The organism is Taklimakanibacter deserti, from assembly GCA_003574785.1.
Map to the genome: position 1 here is coordinate 142,211 of QORU01000007.1, position 12,410 is coordinate 154,620.

11 protein-coding genes are annotated in these 12,410 nt (G+C 61.1%); 1 reads left to right on the forward strand and 10 read right to left on the reverse strand.

All coding sequences use genetic code 11. The annotated features are described in order from the left end of the window. Window positions 1-11: 11 nt before the first annotated feature. The 8 genes from DS839_RS15900 to DS839_RS15935 form a co-directional block, all read right to left on the reverse strand. Complete coding sequence (locus tag DS839_RS15900) at window positions 12-1,589, reverse strand: hypothetical protein (RefSeq protein WP_119271426.1); 1,578 nt, start codon at window positions 1,587-1,589, stop codon at window positions 12-14. Then, window positions 1,589-2,284, reverse strand: a complete 696-nt coding sequence (locus tag DS839_RS15905; protein ID WP_119271427.1) for a phage adaptor protein — start codon at window positions 2,282-2,284, stop codon at window positions 1,589-1,591. Before DS839_RS15905 ends, DS839_RS15900 begins: the two co-directional genes overlap by 1 nt. Window positions 2,285-2,362: 78 nt before the next feature. Continuing rightward, window positions 2,363-3,106, reverse strand: a complete 744-nt coding sequence (locus DS839_RS15910; protein WP_119271428.1) for a hypothetical protein — start codon at window positions 3,104-3,106, stop codon at window positions 2,363-2,365. A gap of 18 nt (window positions 3,107-3,124) precedes the next feature. Then, window positions 3,125-3,613: a hypothetical protein gene (locus DS839_RS15915; protein ID WP_119271429.1), complete on the reverse strand. Its 489-nt coding sequence runs from the start codon at window positions 3,611-3,613 to the stop codon at window positions 3,125-3,127. 183 nt (window positions 3,614-3,796) lie between these two features. Then, on the reverse strand, window positions 3,797-4,795 hold the full coding sequence (locus DS839_RS15920; RefSeq protein ID WP_119271430.1) for a phage major capsid protein: 999 nt from the start codon (window positions 4,793-4,795) through the stop codon (window positions 3,797-3,799). A 29-nt stretch (window positions 4,796-4,824) separates the two neighbouring features. Further along, window positions 4,825-5,868: a hypothetical protein gene (locus DS839_RS15925; RefSeq protein ID WP_119271431.1), complete on the reverse strand. Its 1,044-nt coding sequence runs from the start codon at window positions 5,866-5,868 to the stop codon at window positions 4,825-4,827. Window positions 5,869-6,082: 214 nt separating this feature from the next. Further along, window positions 6,083-8,263, reverse strand: coding sequence for an amylo-alpha-1,6-glucosidase (locus DS839_RS15930; RefSeq protein ID WP_119271693.1), 2,181 nt, complete (start codon window positions 8,261-8,263; stop codon window positions 6,083-6,085). Window positions 8,264-8,278: 15 nt separating this feature from the next. Then, window positions 8,279-9,385: a glycosyltransferase family 4 protein gene (locus tag DS839_RS15935; protein WP_119271432.1), complete on the reverse strand. Its 1,107-nt coding sequence runs from the start codon at window positions 9,383-9,385 to the stop codon at window positions 8,279-8,281. A 342-nt stretch (window positions 9,386-9,727) separates the two neighbouring features. On the opposite strand from DS839_RS15935, the gene DS839_RS15940 reads away from it, so the two are divergent. Further along, window positions 9,728-10,726 (forward strand): DNA topoisomerase IB-related protein, encoded by a 999-nt coding sequence (locus DS839_RS15940; RefSeq protein ID WP_119271433.1) that lies wholly within the window; start codon window positions 9,728-9,730, stop codon window positions 10,724-10,726. A 156-nt stretch (window positions 10,727-10,882) separates the two neighbouring features. Here DS839_RS15940 and DS839_RS15945 read toward each other — a convergent pair whose 3' ends face one another. Continuing rightward, the gene (locus DS839_RS15945) at window positions 10,883-11,041 is read right to left on the reverse strand and encodes a DUF3309 family protein (protein ID WP_119271434.1); all 159 of its coding nucleotides are present in this window, start codon (window positions 11,039-11,041) and stop codon (window positions 10,883-10,885) included. A 482-nt stretch (window positions 11,042-11,523) separates the two neighbouring features. After that, window positions 11,524-12,252 (reverse strand): hypothetical protein, encoded by a 729-nt coding sequence (locus DS839_RS15955; protein ID WP_162918573.1) that lies wholly within the window; start codon window positions 12,250-12,252, stop codon window positions 11,524-11,526. Window positions 12,253-12,410 lie beyond the last annotated feature (158 nt).

Here is a 12,410-nt window from a genome sequence, read left to right on the forward strand (position 1 = left end):
GTAAACCGGCCTCATACCGCGATGCCGCCCTGCTCATAGAGAAGATCGAAGGAGACGAGCTCCGCCTCCGGCGGCGCCACATGGGAATTGGTGAGCTGAACGTTCGGCGCCACCGAAAATCCCTGGCCCGTAACGCTGACCCAGCGCGTCACAGTCTGTTGCGTCGTCGAGGAGTCCCACAGAGCGACGTCCCAGAGACCCGCGTCCCAGACATCGAGGCTCGGATGCGATGCCGCCGCGGGATATGGCGGCAGCTTCGGCAAATAGTTGAAGGAGCACGAGACCCGCGGGTTAATCGGTTTCCGATAGAGCCAGGTGGTGCGCGCCATTCTGGTGGTCTTTGCCGAGGCCGGCGACCCAAGGTGATCGTAGCGGCCCACGAATGTCGAGAGGTATGTCTGCCCGTCATCCGTGCCGCCGGCCTCGCCAATGTAGACCCCGCCGCCCGGCGTGCCGAAATAGATCAGGCTTCCCGCCTCGACCGAGCAAGAGAGGTCCCAGTTCGTATATTTCGCCCAGGCTCCGGTAAGGAGATTGACGACATAGCAACAGACTTCGGATGCGCCCACGCTCGGCAGGCCGATGATGGCCATGCTGCGCGCCACCCATTTGACGCAAGACCAGGCGCGCGACGACTGCCGCGCGAGCGCCTGCGCGCGCCATTCGTCTTCAATGGTCCGCGTGATCGAGGCCAGCGTCAACGCCGCCGGATCCTTCTCTTTTGCCGCGGACAGCGGGACGAGCCCGTCCAGAGTGGCAATGATCACATCGCCGCCGGCGCGAAAATATGCATTGGGGCCGAGCGGCTGGCCGATGTCATAGGTGCCGACCAGTCCCCAGGCCGTCGGAAGAGCGGGATCGGTGCCGGCAAAAGCCGCCATCTCCCCGGTCGTGGTCACGAAGACGCAGACATCATCCATGCCGTCGCCGGCATCGACCGACCACGTCGTGCCGAACAGCAGCGAACCACCTTTCTTGAAGACGCCGGAGAGGGAGATCTGCGTTGCCGCGCCGCCAATGCTGTCGACGGGCAGGCACCAGGCAACGAGCGTGTCCTTCTGGATGAAGAACAGCCGGTTCTTGAACACCCAGACATAGGAAAAGGTCGATGACGTAGCACCCGTGATGCTGGGACTGGTGCTCCATGTCGAACCATTATAGACGCGCCGGTCGTTGGCGCCGTTGACGGCGATCAGGAAATCACCGCCCGATGTCGAGAACATTGTCGATGAAAAGAACCCGCTTGTCAGGCCTGTGACATCGGCCGCTGGCTGCACCGTCGGGCTTGCCGGGCTCGTGATGTTGTAGATGCTGTCCGCATCGCTCGCGAATATCCGCTCAGCCGTGCCGCTGCGCCAAGCCATGAGGCTGATAACGCCATCCGTGATGGTCGCATGGCGGAGCCTGCCTCCGCGTGGTCTTATTCCGCGTGTCGTCGGGAAGAAGTTCTCGAGGATCGAAGCGGCGCCCGGCTGGTCGATTGCCAGGCTCTCCGACGTGACCCAGCCGCGGACGGGTGCGGGGAATGTCTTGGGGATAGAATGCGCACGAGCCTGCGCCGCAACGGCTTTTCGACGGAGATTGGGCATCAGGGAACGATGGCCTCCGGAAGAGCGATCTGGGCATCGGATGGCAGGCGGTCGCGGCCGATGGTGAGAATGCGCGAGCCCTTGTCGGCGGTGATCAGCTTCTCTTTAGCGTCCTCGTAGTTCCCGAAATCCTCGCCATAGGCGAGGCCCTTATTGGCCCGCCATTTCCAGATCATGCACAATTCGAGCAGCTTCTCGGAGAGCCGGAACGTGTCATTGTCGGCCGAGAAAGCGGCCTTTGGGGTCGCGTTGCTGTCCAGAGCCCATTTCGAGCTCATGTAGAAATACTTGACCTCTTCACCATTGGCGGGCGCCGGCTTGATGTGGATCTGGTCGCCATGGATCGTCCAGGCGCCGGCCACCAGATTGAACTGGCGAATGCTCATGTCGAGCCACTGGTCGCTCGAGGTGACATGCCTCAGCGCGGCAACATGCCGGCTCGTGCGCAGCTCCGCCTTCTTAAGCATTCGGTCATAGTCGGCCGGAAAGTTGAAATCCTCGGTCGTGCCGTCGCCGTTGATGGTGGCTACGCCCTTGAGCTTCTGCCATTCATAGTCCTTGGCGATGTGATCGGCCGCCATGTTCGCTAGAACCTGCAATTCAAAATGCTCACGCTCCTGGCTGGCGAAAATCGCATCCGGCCGGTTCAGCGGGAGGGTGCCGCAGGCGCTTTGGATGACGGTGAGAACGGTCATGGGCAGTGTTCACCAATTGAGTGGGCTTGTTGGCATGGGGAAAAATCGCACCGGGGCAGGATGCCAAAGGCTTGGCAATTAGCCGTTCGGGTACCAACGATCGCGCTTGCGGTGCTTCTGGTGGTGCTGAGGCTTGGGGTGTCGCTGTTGAGGCTGGGGGCTCTCTTGTTGATGTGTAGGCTGGCGGCTCTCATGATGTGGCGGCTGCTCGTTTTCGTGCCCCTCAGGTGGCTGGGCCGGTTCGTCTTGGACCGCTGGCTTTTCTCGGATGATCGCGTCCTGCTCGCGCTGCCGCTCTTTTGCTTCGAGCGCCTCCAGGCGCTCGCTCAACTCGGCATTCCGCGCAGCAAGCGCGGTCGCATGGGCAGAATCCTTGGCCGTTGCGATATAGGCGGCGGCCTTCTCCTTAAGCTCACGGCCAAACATGCCGAGGCGGGACAGGTTGATACCTTCGAGGCCGGCCAGCGCTTCGGCCGTGTGGACGTGGAGCGCCTTCAGTTCGGCACGGCGGGCGGAATCGATGAAGGGCAATTCATCGATCGGCGTGCCCTCCCCTACGGCGGCTTCGCCGGATTTGAAGGCTTCATAGTGGCGGTGATAGACCTGGGCGTAGCTCACCCAAAGGTTCGATTGAGGGTCGCGCATGCATTTCTCATGCGCTGGCGCGACCAGTTCCTTTTTCGTGTCGCCGGCGAAGCGGATGAAGACCTGCTCCTGCTGGTCATAGATCGGCCGGCCCTCTTTAAGACTCTTGGCCTTGTTTTCGACGGCGACATTGCGGAATTCGATGTGCAAATGGCGTGTGCTCGAGGGATCGAACATGGATGTCCTTCCGGTAAACTATGCCGCCAATCCATCGTCCATGAATGGACGCCAGATTTCGCATTCGGCGAGGCCCGCGGACGGCGTGCCGTCGGCGGAAGCGAATTTGGCGTTCTTCACGCGATCACCGGCGACGACGGCGTCGTCTACTTGGCCAGGTGTGGCGGTGGCATAGACATTGGCGTCATTGACGACAGTGCCGGCTTTGACGACGGCCTTGCCCTGGATCTGGTACCAACCGAACTGGTTGGCGACGGTGGCCGCCATGGCTACGGCGACGGGGCCGATGTCGTTGGGGGCGAGAAGCGAGGTGGAGAAGTCGTCGGGATTGTAGATGACGACGGAGCCGAGGACGGTGGAGGCGACACCCTTCAGGTAGATGTGCTCGCTGGAGCCGAGTAGCAGGTCTTTCGTGCGGATGATGGCGCCGAGGTTGTGACGCTGGATGGAAGAGGTTTCCGCGATCGGTTGGCCGATGAGGGTGTTTTCCTGGATGGTGAAGGGCAAGGGGCGTGTACTCCTGAAGGACGCTTCGAGGCTCGCTTCGCGAGCACCTCAGCGTGACGGGGTGGAAAGTGAGCAGAAGGTCGTTGTTGGGCGAGGAGCTAGGTCGTCGAGGGGCCCCTCACCCTCCCATTGCTTCGCAATGGGGCCCTCCCTCTCCCCGCTGCGCGGGGCGAGGGTATTTCGTTACGGTGCGGAGTCGTAGAGCTTGGCCATGTGGAGGGGGTTGTTCATGGTGAGCTCGCCGAAGAAGCCGATATGCTGGACGATGGCGTCCTGGTTGATCGGCATCTGCTTGCCGCCGAAGCGCACGAAGTTCCGGTCCGGGTGATAGCGGAAGCGCAAAGCCGCCGTGTCGATGAAATAGGTGGTGTTGGGGGGCATGGCGGTGCCGATGCCGCCTTCGAGCACGACGTCGACGGCCTTGCCGGCGCCGTGAAAACGCAAAGACGTGAAACCGAGCTTGCCGAGCTCATTCTGGTTGGTGATCTGCTGGATGGCGACGAGAGCCGAACTGAAAGCGGTATAATGCTCAAGCGAGCTCAAGATCAGATTCGGGCCTTTGGCGCCCCGGCTTCTCTGGATGATGATGGTCTCGAAGATCCGCCGGACGGTCGTGGCATCGACCTGAGTGATTCCGGGAAAGGCCGAATTTGCATCATAGGAACTCGTCTGCCAGATCGCATTCGAGCGGGATATGCCGCCATAGGTGCCGGCATTGACCACCGTGGGGATAGCGAGCTGCAAGCCGCCGATCTGATTCGGCAGCGTGCCGTTGGCGTGAAGGTCCTCGACAAAACGATCGACCAATTCCTGCTCCGCTGCGGTAATATGTTCTTCCATGACCTCCTTGAGCTGGTTCGAGCCCGAGTTCTTCAAGATCTCCTCATTGGAGAGGGTAACCGAAACCGCCGCCAAGCGGGGCGCGAACTCGGCATCGTTGAAAAGCTCGGCCGGTTGCGGATTGAGGAACTCATAGCCCGCATAGCGAATATAGGTGCCGCTTTCATTGTAGAGCAGGCGCTCGCGGATCGTCGGACCCGAGAACGTCTTGAACTGGTCGCGCTGCTTCATGGTGAAGAGCAGCGCATTGGAGTTGGACACAAGGTCGGCATAGCCTTGCGAGCGATCCTCCAAAGCCAGCGAGAACGCCTCTTGCGGGCGCTCATTGGTGTTCAAGGCCATTCATTCATTCCTTAGGCAATAGTGGTGACTCACCCGAGGCCGAGAGAGGCGAAAGCGCTATCGACGCTTTCCCGGGCGGTTTGCGGCGCCTTGCGCCTAGCCGGGTTTGAGCCGGAGCCAGGAGCGCCCGTGATCGAGAGATTGCCGAGCCGGGTCTGAGCCGGGGCAGATTTGCGGTTGGCCGCGTTTGAGGCAGCCGGTTGAGAGTCATTGACCGGCTCCGGACTGAGCCGGACGGCCATATCGAAGGCGGATTTGAGGTCCTGCGCGAGGCCGCCACTCAGAAGCCGCGTCATCATGCGCTGCACTTCGGGCTCTTTCAGCCGCGGGTTCTCAGCGGCAAACGCATTCACCTGCCTCGAAATCTCATCATCCATGCGCTGCTCGAGCGACTTCGACATGCCACCCAACTCATTGCGCAGATCGGTCAACTCCTGGCGAAGGCCGCGAATGGCTTCGTCGTCGCGCGGCTGTGTCGCTTCCGGCTTCTGAGCCATGACCTGGGCGGCATAGTCGCGCGGCGTGATGCCGGCATATTCCAGGACGCTGGCGATGGCGTTCATCCGCTCATCCGGCGTCTTGGAAAGGAGCGCAAAATCCAGGGCGACATAGCGGCCGAGCGTCTCATGGATGGTGGTGCCGTGCTTTTCGGCCAGTTGCTGATAGGGCTTCAGCGGCTCGAACGCTGCCTGATAGCGGTTCATGCCATCGTTCAGCTCCTGAAACGCGCGATGGGTCTCGGTGCGGACAGATTCGGGGACGTCGGCCCAGGCGGCCTTGGCTTCGGTCGAAAACCGGGCTGGAGCCTCTGCCGGGTTGCCGGCGCGCTCGTCCTTGCCGGGTGCATCCGCCTTTACAGGCTTTGCCTCATTCCGCGCGTCGGCTTCCTCAGAACGTGGCTGTTCGAGCGCCGCGAAGGCCCGATCGACGGACGCGCGTGCGGTCTCCCGTGATCGCTCGACAGTTGCGCGGGACGCCTGCGGAGCGTCGGTCCGCCCGCCATCGCCATTGTCCGATTGCGCAAGCGAAATGCTTTCGGTCGCGGCGCTGGCCGCTCCGGCTTCGTCAATCATGTGTATTCTCTCGCCTGACTGGGGGATCAGATCCGCAGCCGCAATGAGCTGCGCATCTCACAAAAAAGCCCGGACGCTTGATGGTTCAAGCCCGGGCGGGATGACCGGGTCAAGCCCGGTCACAGGTTCTTCGATCCTGATATTTCCCAAATCTCATTGAATGGCCCGCGATGTCAATAGGCCAGATGCCAAGAGCCAACTTTTTTTGCGCTCGCTAGCTCTTCAGAACAAGCCGCGCGCAACCAGTGCGATGAACGGCATGCGCCGCGATCTCGCGGCCTGCCCGGCGCAGAGTGAAGTCGAGCTTCGCCTCGCCGGCATGGACGCGCCGCAGCGTGATCTCATCGAGAAACTTCGGAAGTTCCGGACGCTCGAGACGGATTTCGCCCGTCTGCGGATCACATTCAAGGCCGAGGGAGGATTGCAGCAAGCTCAGCAACGAGGCGGCGGCCCAGGCCTGCGGCGAACAAGCCACCGGATAGAAGGTGGGACCTCGACCCGGCCGGCGGGGAAATCCACAAAAGAGCTCAGGCAGCCGGCGAAGGTCGAGATAGGTCGCAGCACTGAAGAGACCTTCGAAAATGCGGAGGATAGAAGACTTGTAGCCATAGCGCGCAAAACCCAATGCAATGAGCGCGTTGTCATGCGGCCACACCGAGCCATTATGATAGGACATCGGATTGTATCGAGCTTCATCCGTCGCCACGGTCCGGATGCCCCAGCCCGACATCGATCTTTCACTCATAAGGGTCTTCACGGTCTTCGCCGCCAGGTCGGGCTCAGCGATGCCGGCGAAGAGGGCGTGGCCGGCATTGGATGATCTTACCGCGCAGCATGCCTTCTCGCCATCCAGAGCCATGGCGAAAGTACCGAGCTCATCGCACCAGAAGGCTTCGTTGAAATGGCGACGCAGCTCATCCGCCTGAGCACGAAGGGCTGTCCCCGTCTCAAGCTCAGCCAGCCGATCAGCCAGATTCGCGGCCGCCAGCAGAGCGGCGTAATAATAGGCCTGAACCTCGCAAAGGGCGATGGGCGGCTCGGCAAGCCGTCCGTCTCGATGAAAAATCGAATCATGACTGTCTTTCCAACCCTGATTGAAAAGGCCGCTCTCGGCCTTGCGGCGGTATTCGATGAAGCCATCACCATCGAGATCGCCATAGGTCGTCGCCCAGCGCATGGCCCTTTCCACGATCGGCCAGATTTCGCGGGCAAAACCGTCATCACCGGTGCGATCGCAATAGGCTCCGGCGAGCATGACGAACAGCAAGGTAGAATCGATGCTGCCATAGTAGTGGCGAAACGGCACCTCGCCCAAGACAGCCATTTCACCGTTACGGGTCTCGTGCAAGATCTTGCCGGGTTCCGCATCATTGAAGGCATTCTCTTCCGTCGCCTGATGAGCGGCCAGAAACGACAGCACGCCACGCGCAAGGCTGGGGTCGCTCCACAGAGTCAGCAGAGAAGTGATCAGGGCGTCACGCCCGAAAACCGTACTGAACCAGGGTATGCCGGCATAGACATAAGGTCCCCGAGACGTGCGGGATGTCAGCATGCCAATATCGGCCTGCGCGCGCCTCAGCGCTTCATTGAAAATATCGTTGGAGCTATGGACCTCAGCGGCATCGGGCTTGCGGGCGCGTTTCTCCCGCCGCAAAGCAACCAGGGACCGTAAATAGTCTTCGCGCGGCGCGCGGCCCGGGGGACCCGTGCAGGAAATCGTCACGAAGATGATCCGATGCTCCTGAGAAGCGCAGGCAATATTGTAGATAGCCCTGGTTCCGTCCAGCCGCTGCGGCGACGGGTCGAAGACAATGTCGGTCGCGAGGGTGCGCCGGTCGAGCCCCTCATATTGAAGTCTGACGGCCTCCTTATCCAGTTTGGGATCGAAGATGGCGCCGCGCCGAGCACGCTCCAAACCGCGCACCTCGAAGATATCGGCAAAATCCGAACGGAAGCGGAATTCGAGCGACAGGGTCACAGAGGCATCGGTATAGTTGCGGATGATAAGGCGTTCATGACATCGGCCAGCATTCAGGAACTTCGACCGGTGGATGTGCATGGAATCATGTCGCAACACGAGCTGCTGACCGGCGAAGACATCGGGATTGGCAAGATCGGAGAAGACCATGGTGTTATCGTCGGTCAGGCTTGACGACAACAGTATCGGCCTCACCCCCGAGATCAGAAGCTCGTAGTGAGAAAGATAGCGCGTGTCCTGGTAATAGAGACCATCGGAACTGCCATAACCCGACAGAAAATCCCCTTTGGGATCCAGAACCGCGAAGGCTTCGTCCTGTTTGAGGATGCGCGGACGCCGCTCCTGAAGCGAAAAAAAAGCGCTAATCTGGAACTGCTCTTCGCCCGCCTCATGCGGGTCGGTGCGGTCTTGCAGCATCCCGGCCTCGGTCAATTACAACGCGCCAACGGGCTGGAGGTCCACCGATGGAACCGGCGCGAGGGGTGGACCATAAATATGTCGATTATCAGGTCGCGCCTGCAGAAGCTTCTCATAGAGCCGGACATAATCGCCGGCCATGCGCTCCACGGTAAAGCGCCGATCGAAGCATCGCCGCACTATGCCGCGATCGAATTCGTGGGTCTTCTTCACCGCGGCGATGGCCGCCTGGCGGTTGCCGACGATTGTGCCCGACAGGCCCTCCTCGATGATCTCGGGAACCGAGCCGAGGGGATAGGCGATGACCGGTGTCCCGCAGGCCATAGACTCGATCATAACCAGGCCAAACGGTTCGGGCCAGTCGATCGGAAACAACAACGCTCGCGCATTACCCAAGAACTCCGCCTTCTGCCTTTCAGTGACCTCCCCCACATATTCGACATTGCGATTGCGACGCACCATGGGCTTAACGACCTCGCGCCAGTAATCGACATCGACCCTGTCGATCTTGGCCGCAATCCGCAAAGGCAGGCCAGTGGCAGCAGCTATTTCGATGGCATCGATGGGATTTTTCTCCGGTGAAATCCGGCCGAGAAAGGCCAGGTAGCCGCCCTCCCCCGTACCGCATCCCAGCATCCGAGGGGGCAGACCATGATAGATCATAGACGCCTGCACCTCATCGGGCAGCATACGGCGCTGAGACCGCGAAATGGTGACAAGCTGGGCTTCGCTGAACTCACGGTAGAAGGAAAGAATCCCAGGACTGTCGAGCCGGCCATGAAGCGTGGTCACCGACGGGCAACCCAGAGCACGCAAAAAGGGAAATTGGAGAAGATCAAGGTGAAAGTGGATAACGTCGAAATCGCGGCAGCGGTCGCGCAGTTTCTCGAGCATCAGGAGATGATGCAGCACGGGATCGCGGCGGTTACTACTCAAGCGCAGAGCCGCTTTACTGCCCGGGACGAGTTCCGCAGCCGTCTGCGAATCGCCCGAGGCAAACAGGGTCACTTCATGACCTTGCCTGACAAGCTCTTCAGTCAGGAACGAAGCGATACGCTCGGTCCCGCCATAGAGCTTCGGGGGCACGCTTTCAATAAGGGGCGCAACTTGCGCAATCTTCACTGTACTGAACCATCTTCTTGACTTCGCAAAACAACCCTCGCAGCCACGGATGGTTCCTATCTCTACGGCATTTCCCTCAAGGGCGGCGCAAGCGCGTCGCCAGAAGCAGGGCCAGCCAGGCAAACGCGATTCGGAATAACGTTCCGCCGACACTATTCTGTTTTACTTTTACTACAACCGCGAAAATCTGACTTACCTTCTCTGATCAGCACGAGCCTAGATAAATCGCGCCCGACGCCCTTGCGAGGCCGAGGCTCCACGGCGACAGCCCAGCCGGGGCGCAAGAGGGTCGAACCCGACGCTCCGACGGAACCGGCGACCGGGTCAGTGCGTTTGTGGCGCATGCCGCATGATGGAGCCATCGAGCGACGCAAGTTGCGCAAGGCAGAGGTCGAGAGCTTCCCGATCCTGCGCTCGCCCGGCGGGCGTGCGCGCAGAGTGGTCAACGGCAAGACGCGACCCGTCTCCGAGCAGGACGCCAGGAGGATCGAGAAGCTGGTGATACCGCCGGCCTGGCGAGACGTGCGCATCAGCGCCGACCCGCGCAGCCACATCCAGGCCGTGGGACGAGACGAGGCCGGACGCCGGCAATATATCTACCACCAGGAATGGGAGGCCGTGCGCAGCGCCGAAAAGGCTCTAAGGCTGCGACGCTTGATCAGGGCATTGCCTCGCATAAGGCGGACGATCGCGCGCGATCTCGATCATTCCGGCAACAGAAGGGTCCTGGCCACCGCCGCCCGCCTCGTGGACCGGTTGTGCCTGCGTGCCGGCCACGAGGAATATGCCGGCGAGGAGAGCGGCCGCGGCGCAGCGACCCTCCTGTGCAAGCATGTACAGGTGGAGCAGGACACCGTGGAGCTCGATTTCCCCGGAAAGGGCAAGCGCCGGATCGTGACCAGCCTGACCGACGCCAAGGTCGCCCGGAATGTCAGGGAAGCACGTGGGATCCGGGGCAGTCGCCTCTTCAAGCTCAAATCGGGCCAGTCCCATCGCAACATGACCGCCAACGACCTCAACAGCTATCTGGCCCGGATCGCCAAATGCGACATATCGGCCAAGGATTTCCGGACCTTGCGGGCTTCATCACTCGCCATCGTCGATCTCCAAACGAATCCAGCGGAAACGGCGACGGCACGTCGGCGGATACTCGCCAAGACCTGTCGCGACATCAGTGCCGTCCTGTGCAATACGCCGGCCGTCGTCCGCAAGAGCTACATCCATTCGCCGGTCATCGCGCAGTATGAAGAAGGCAACCTAACCGGGATGAGAGCCGGAACGGCCCTCCCCTTATGCACGCAAGCCGAGAGTCTTTTGCTTGCCTTCCTGCGTAGGCGATAGAAGCGCGCAAATATCGGAACCAACGCGCCTTCGTCACCGTTCGACAGATACCTACCTTGTGTGGGAAATGTTCACTCGGCCCGCCAGACGCGATGCGATTGGCGGGCCTTGTGTGAGGGCCAGGCACTCGAGGTCTCGGACTCCACGCATCTCCCGCTAGAAATTGACACGGCCCATCAGAACAAGAATGAGGAGAATAATCAGGATCAGGCCAATGCCGCCGCTCGGATAATAGCCCCAACCACGGCTATAACCCCAATTCGGCAGGGCGCCGATCAGCAGCAAAATCAGGATGATAATCAGGATGGTGGACATTCGTTTTCCTTTCTCAGCTCCGCCCGTACTCAACGCAGAGGGCGGTTCCGAGTTCCCAAACAGGAACTTTACATGGTCAGCCCCGAAGGCCGGCTCGCGAGAAGGCCCGGGCTATTGCCGCCTTGATCGCCCGCCGATCGGGTTTCGTCCTGGGCCGCGGTCTCAACATTGCGGGGTCGTTGCCGACCTCCATCATGCCTGCCGCGCGATAGGTCGCTCTCAGCGCAGACTTGCTGTCATAAAGCCTGCCGTCCAGCATCGACCGCACGGGCGCCATGGTGTCGGACATGACAGAGGGACAAGCATAGGACGATCGCGCGCGGCGTGCCGGCGCCGCCCCGTGGGAGATGCGAAGAACAACAACCATTGTCACGAGGTCCGGAACGGCGCTTCAAGAGCGGCCATCACATTGGCGTAATGCATCGTGTCTATTCTCCTGTGTTAAGGCGTTCGTGGCCCTGCCGAGAAACGCGTGTCAGCGTTCAAGCCGCGAGCAGCAGAATAGCAAAGGCTTCCTCCTCCTGAAGCCGCTCCCGCTCGGCAATGAAGGCTTCCCGGCGCTCGCGATCGACAAGCAGCGCCTGAGCGAGCAATCCGTCGATGACCGCCGAATAGTCCGGCGACGGGATCGGCTGAGTTGTGACCGGGTCGATGATGCCGGAAGCAACCAGAAATGACCTGTCGATGATCCGGCGCAGCTCTTCCCGCCATTCGCGTTGCCGCCGCTCGCGGATCAGGCGCGGGTCATCGCCGCCTACATGAGCGAAGACAAGCGGGGCCGGCGCATCGGCGACCGCCGCCGTGGCTGCAAGCGTGTCGCCAGCCTCGGCGACGCTGATCGTGCCGGTGATGGAAAGCGCAGCTGCGGCGCTCAGGCCATCATCTGCCTCGGCGAGGTCGAGCGAGCCGGTGGTGAGCGGCTGGCCCGCTCCCTGAGCTGACAGCGTATCACCAGCTTCGGTGAGCGACAGCGTCCCGGTGATCGGCAGGACGCCGGCCGAAGCCGGCGTATCACTCGCCTCAGAGGCAGCGAACGTGCCCTTGATAAGCAAGGCTGCGGCGCTGGAAAGCGTGTCCCCGGCTTCCGTTGGGCTCGCGGCGCCCTTAATCAGGAGCGTCGCCGTCGCCGAAGACGTGTCGTTTGCTTCTGTAACCGAAAGCGAGCCGACTGAAGCGCTTGCCGTGGCGCCGGCAAAGAGGAGTAGGAGCATTTGCGGCTATCTCGTCTTTGGTGCTACGCTCCGGCAACCCATTCGGAGAGAAGATGCCATGCCGGCTAACATCGAAGCTCTTCCCGCAAATCAGGCCATAGAAGCTTTTGCCGCGGAATTGGAGGACCTAGCGAAGTGGATCGCAGACAACTGCGAGG

What these genes read in the sequence shown, in the direction of transcription:
- DS839_RS15930 (WP_119271693.1), bottom strand. Translation starts at nt 8,263, where the DNA reads ATGCTGCAAGACCGCACCGACCCGCATGAGGCGGGCGAAGAGCAGTTC.
- DS839_RS15920 (WP_119271430.1), bottom strand. Translation starts at nt 4,795, where the DNA reads ATGGCCTTGAACACCAATGAGCGCCCGCAAGAGGCGTTCTCGCTGGCT.
- DS839_RS15925 (WP_119271431.1), bottom strand. Translation starts at nt 5,868, where the DNA reads ATGATTGACGAAGCCGGAGCGGCCAGCGCCGCGACCGAAAGCATTTCG.
- DS839_RS15910 (WP_119271428.1), bottom strand. Translation starts at nt 3,106, where the DNA reads ATGTTCGATCCCTCGAGCACACGCCATTTGCACATCGAATTCCGCAAT.
- DS839_RS15955 (WP_162918573.1), bottom strand. Translation starts at nt 12,252, where the DNA reads ATGCTCCTACTCCTCTTTGCCGGCGCCACGGCAAGCGCTTCAGTCGGC.
- DS839_RS15945 (WP_119271434.1), bottom strand. Translation starts at nt 11,041, where the DNA reads ATGTCCACCATCCTGATTATCATCCTGATTTTGCTGCTGATCGGCGCC.
- DS839_RS15900 (WP_119271426.1), bottom strand. Translation starts at nt 1,589, where the DNA reads ATGCCCAATCTCCGTCGAAAAGCCGTTGCGGCGCAGGCTCGTGCGCAT.
- DS839_RS15940 (WP_119271433.1), top strand. Translation starts at nt 9,728, where the DNA reads ATGCCGCATGATGGAGCCATCGAGCGACGCAAGTTGCGCAAGGCAGAG.
- DS839_RS15905 (WP_119271427.1), bottom strand. Translation starts at nt 2,284, where the DNA reads ATGACCGTTCTCACCGTCATCCAAAGCGCCTGCGGCACCCTCCCGCTG.